This is a genomic window from Hahella sp. CCB-MM4, from assembly GCF_002260525.1.
Lineage (GTDB): Bacteria > Pseudomonadota > Gammaproteobacteria > Pseudomonadales > Oleiphilaceae > Hahella.
Genome location: NZ_MRYI01000100.1, coordinates 1 through 418 on the forward strand (window position 1 = coordinate 1; position 418 = coordinate 418).

The 418-nt window shown below is 62.9% G+C and carries 1 protein-coding gene and 1 pseudogene; both read right to left on the reverse strand.

Translation table 11 applies throughout. From position 1 onward, the window contains the following. Nucleotides 1-95 (reverse strand): annotated as a pseudogene (locus BTA51_RS30975) (ATP:cob(I)alamin adenosyltransferase); the annotation flags it as partial. Between the two features lies 1 nt (nt 96). Further along, entirely contained in the window at nt 97-303 is a 207-nt protein-coding gene (locus BTA51_RS29090; RefSeq protein ID WP_210404966.1) for a twin transmembrane helix small protein, read from the reverse strand. Between the last annotated feature and the right edge of the window lie 115 nt (nt 304-418).

Consider the following 418-nt stretch of genomic DNA (forward strand, 5'->3'; position numbering starts at 1 on the left):
ACCCTCAGGTCGTCCTTCGGCACCCGGTTGCCATTCCCCAGCGCGGTTTCGCCCTTGTCGCCGGTGCGGGTGTAGATCTTGCTCAGAACAACCATGTCAGCCCCGCGACCGGCTCCAGGCGAAGCCGACGATCAGCACGACGGCGATGAATTGTGCGCCCAGACGCCAGCGCATGATCTTGTTGGCGTTGCGCTTGTTGAACTCACCCCCCTTAGCGAAACTGCCGATGCCGAACATCAGGATGGCCAGCACGATCAGTGCGGCGATGGCGGCTGTGATGAACAGCGGGTCTTGCAGCAGCATGGGAACCTCCGGGGCTTTGGCGCCTATCTAGCGCCCATGGGCCGCGAATCCAAATCCCAAAGCGTCGCACTATTGCCGGGCGAGGAAGCGGGCCACCCAACCTTCGGGCATGAGG

What these genes read in the sequence shown, in the direction of transcription:
- BTA51_RS29090 (WP_210404966.1), bottom strand. Translation starts at nt 303, where the DNA reads ATGCTGCTGCAAGACCCGCTGTTCATCACAGCCGCCATCGCCGCACTG.